Here is a 3799-nt window from a genome sequence, read left to right on the forward strand (position 1 = left end):
GGTTATCGCCATTAGAGGCCGAACACAAATATTGGAAAACTTATAACAAGGTGGCCAGTTTTAGTTGACCACTACAACCAACCCTTAATTACCCGTTGGTTTTTCTACCTTTAATTTAAATGTTTTAACATCGCAATTAGTATCAACACCACAACCACTTACAATAAACTTTAAACTAGATAAGTCACTCTCCTGAAAAGCTTCGCTACCTAATGAGTCACTTTCAATAGAGCAAGATAAATTGTTATCATCAATTCTACATTCAACCTCACCTGTTGCATTAGGACACAGTGAGTAAGAAGTGTTACCGCATCTTAAGCTAACTATTTTATTCGCGTCAGAAGGCGTTTGATCATTAGCCGATAAGTGTAAATCTATTCTATAGGCTGATGAATCGGGTGCTACCCATTGCACCTCAAAGTTAGTGCCTTCTGTAACAGTAACCTGCTCTCCTTCATAATAGTCTTGTGAGTCAAACCTCACATTATGTAAAGTAAAGCTGCCTTCATCGGGTGACAAATTATCGTTGTTAGAGTCATTTTTATCAGAACCGCCCCCGCAAGCAATAAGCAGAAGTAAAATAATGGTTAATAATATATGTTTCATTTAAGTAATTTCCCTGCCAAAATTTACACTTTCCATTTTAAAGTTCCTGCCAATTCAAATTCAACAGGTGTTTGATATTCTAAACTTTACTTAAAAAATCACACTAATCATAGTAAAAATACCCATACGATTTTTACATTAGTTAAAACGATACCCTTTAAAAAATAAACGAGTTAAGAGTTTAAAAGCCCACCTTGTTTCGTGTTTCAAAGAAGAAGCTTGCAAGCGTTTCGTTTAAGTGCGCCGGTTTTCTCGTCATGTTTGCGCAATTTGTTATAAGTTTGGATACTCACAACTTTACAATTTTCATTTAAAATAAGCTTTTGCGATTTGCTTGGCATATTCACGAGGGTTTTGGCTACTGTCATTACACAGAATAATGGTGGAGAATCTATCTGCTGGAAAACGTTCATAAAAGGTTCTGACCCCTAACCACCCACCGCCATGCGAAAATGATTTTCGGCCATTACTTTCAACAATCATCTGCCCATTGGCATATAGCATCCCACGTTTGTCAAAGTTGCTATTGGGTTTATTGAGTAACTCAAGCAGTTTTGCAGGCTTTTTTCCTACTTTTGGGTTATAGAAATTTTGATCCCACTTCAACATGTCAGAAACGGTTGTATGCAAACCACCATCACCCACCCAAAAAAGGTTTGTCATATCAGTTATATAACCTCCCTCTTCCGTTGGTTTGTATCCACTCGCTCTGTTCTTAACGATCTCAGTAGGGTTATCGCTAAAAAATGTGTTCGTCATACCCAGAGGTTTAAAAATGCGCTTATCTGCATATTGTCGAAGGCTTTCACCTGATACTTCTTCTACCAGCATCGAAAGTAAAAAATAGGCCAGATTGCTATAGTCCCATTTTTCATTGGGTGCGTGACGAAGTGGAACTTGTTTAACCAAATCATAAAATTCTTCAATGGTCAGATAATCTTCATTTCCAAGCCGAAACGGTCCACCTGCAACAGAGTGAATATTCAGTCCGTTTTCAACGTCCCCTCTTTCTCCTCCGGAAATAAAATCATAATCAGCCATTCCACTAAAATGACCAAGCATAGAATTTATGGTTATTTTTTCACCGTAGTTTTTCAGCGATGGCAAATAAGTTCGAATATCCTCTTCCAGATCAATCTTGCCCTCTTCAGCCAGTAGTAAAACTGCCATTGCAGTGAACTGTTTGGATACCGATGCTATCCGATGCACATTATCACCACTCAAAGCCACATCAAGTTCCATATTAGCAAGACCATAACCAGCTTTATGAATGAAGGTGCCGTCTTTAATTACACCGACAGAACATCCAGGCGCATCCTTCTGGATATTCGTGGAAAAAAGTGTATCTACCTTTTCGCTAAATTCATTTGAAAATGAATCAGTTGAAGTCAGTAAAGAACCTACAATTATCAACATTAGATATTTCATCAGATACCTTATTATTATCACTTTGAACGCTGCATTAAACGACATAGTAATACTAGCTAAAATGTGTAAAAAAGCGAAACCGAGTAAACTGTTAGCAACCTCGCTTTAAATTACGACTATTTGCTCATGGGCTACTTCTTAGCAAACAACGTCTCGAACAACTTTTCTGACAACTCAAGGCCTTCACCTGTTAATTGCACTGACTTGGCCTTTCCTACGGGGTCACAAATTAACCCTTTTTCATAAAGCCTATTTGTTACCTCCCAGTCGATTTGTTTCCATGCTCGACCATGGTCATGTAAAGTCAAATACATTAAAGCAAGGGCTGCTTCATCTATTTTATCTTCATCGATATCCATCGTAATCTCCCAAGTTTGGTGGACAAATAATACCTTAATGAATAACTCACTGATGATTAACATAAGACACACAGGAGCAAAAACCAACTGTTTTTCTAGGTTGTGTATATTTGGGCATTGTAGCCTCCTCAATGTGATGAGGAGGTGTCCACTAAAATGGGGGAAGATCAGGGTTCACCTTTATTAAAGTATGCAGTGGAAAGTAAGTTTTAATACTTGCTGTCCACCTCAGGGCGTGTTGTTATATGCACTTTTCCACTTAATGTCTAGAGCTTAGGTCTGATATTATCAATAACTTGTGCGCTTACCCAATAACTACTTCCTTGCCAATATTGAGTACCATCTTTGTGCTTTTTGTACTCACCACGAATAAAAAATAAATATTTTCCATCAGGGCTTAAATGCGGGCTTTGTTCATAAAGCGCCGTATTTATTTTACTACCCATATTAATTGCAGGTCCCCATGAACCATCGCTTTCTTTAAAGCTGATATAAATATCAGGCTGATTGCTGCCTAAGTTATCCTCTCGTTCAACATCCCACATTAAATAAGATTCGTCAGGGGAAATGTGTGGATGAGCTATGTATTGCCCTTGGTTAATATGAGTCGCGAGTTTTACTGGCGATTGATATTGCCCGTTTTCTATACGTGAATAACCTAAATTACCACGCCCCTTATCTTCTTTTTTGAAAAATGGGAAAAAAAAAGTTCCGTTTGACGAAACTGATAATCCATGAGCCTGCTCTTTAAGAAACGCTCCCGTAGGCTTAGACTCAGACCAACCCGTTTTCGTTTTCTCTCGATAACTTTTACCAATATACATTTTAGTACCGTCAACAGAGAACATAGGCCATTTAAAGTCGGTTTTAATCGCTTCACCCCATTGATTATTTTCATAATATACCACAAAAGAAGCGCGCTTCTTTTCCTTGCCGATTAATGTTGTGAAATAAAACTCTTGCATATCGGGCGAGAAAATACCGTTTTCAAATTTACCATCTACTGATGGGATGCTAGGTGTAAAAGGTATGGGTATTAAACTCGGCGGTGTTTCACCAAAATAGCGATCATCTGTGGCAGGAGATTTATCTAGGCCATAACTACTAAAACTCAAAGTTATAGTAGAGATAAATATAAAAATTGAAATGAAAATACGACTCATAATTTATCCTTAATTTAATATCAATAAATGATTTAATTTCCATACTGAAGATGACAATTAATTCTACAGTGCATATAACGTCCCATTCAGGGGCTGATAATAGCTTGCTAAAATTGTGAAGCGAAGCGGAACCGAGCAAGCAGTTAGCAGTCCCGTTACTGTAATGGCTTGTATGGATAATAAACCCACAAAACTTAAACTTATTCGGTAAAGTGAGACCCTAGCTATAGCAGCAACTATAGC

Annotated in this window: 4 protein-coding genes; all 4 read right to left on the reverse strand. The window is 37.7% G+C overall.

Annotation, left to right across the window (positions count from 1 at the left end):
- Positions 1 to 84: 84 nt before the first annotated feature.
- The 4 genes from Q4489_RS18060 to Q4489_RS18075 all read right to left on the reverse strand — a co-directional run bounded on the left by Q4489_RS18060 (position 85) and on the right by Q4489_RS18075 (position 3556).
- Positions 85 to 606, reverse strand: coding sequence for a hypothetical protein (locus Q4489_RS18060; protein WP_303483300.1), 522 nt, complete (start codon positions 604 to 606; stop codon positions 85 to 87).
- A gap of 306 nt (positions 607 to 912) precedes the next feature.
- Entirely contained in the window at positions 913 to 2022 is a 1110-nt protein-coding gene (locus Q4489_RS18065; RefSeq protein ID WP_303483302.1) for a serine hydrolase, read from the reverse strand.
- Between the two features lie 143 nt (positions 2023 to 2165).
- Entirely contained in the window at positions 2166 to 2393 is a 228-nt protein-coding gene (locus tag Q4489_RS18070; RefSeq protein ID WP_303483304.1) for a DUF6429 family protein, read from the reverse strand.
- A gap of 266 nt (positions 2394 to 2659) precedes the next feature.
- On the reverse strand, positions 2660 to 3556 hold the full coding sequence (locus tag Q4489_RS18075) for a hypothetical protein (RefSeq protein WP_303483306.1): 897 nt from the start codon (positions 3554 to 3556) through the stop codon (positions 2660 to 2662).
- Positions 3557 to 3799: the final 243 nt, after the last annotated feature.

It is taken from the genome of Thalassotalea sp. 1_MG-2023, from assembly GCF_030546745.1.
GTDB lineage: Bacteria > Pseudomonadota > Gammaproteobacteria > Enterobacterales > Alteromonadaceae > Thalassotalea_C.